The 278-nt window shown below is 58.6% G+C and carries 1 pseudogene; it reads left to right on the forward strand.

The annotated features are described in order from the left end of the window. Positions 1–196: pseudogene (locus tag ACRHOZ_RS20920) on the forward strand (hypothetical protein); the annotation flags it as partial. Between the last annotated feature and the right edge of the window lie 82 nt (positions 197–278).

Consider the following 278-nt stretch of genomic DNA (forward strand, 5'->3'; position numbering starts at 1 on the left):
GGCCGGCAATATGCTGGCCAAAAATCTGACCTTCCTGTCCGGCGCCCAGGCTGCCGGTATCGTGATGGGGGCTCGTGTGCCTATCATTCTGACCAGCCGAGCCGATAGCGCCCAGACCCGTATGGCCTCTTGCGCCGTTGCCAGCCTTTACGCGGGCTATCTGGAACGTAAAGTTGCTGTGGAGGCTGCGCACTAATGAGCGAGCAGATTCTGGTCATTAACGCAGGCAGCTCCAGCCTGAAGTTTCATATGTACAAGGTCCAGCCGGGCGACCATCT

This window comes from Flagellimonas flava (assembly GCF_050617915.1).
GTDB classification, from domain to species: domain Bacteria; phylum Bacteroidota; class Bacteroidia; order Flavobacteriales; family Flavobacteriaceae; genus Flagellimonas; species Flagellimonas flava_A.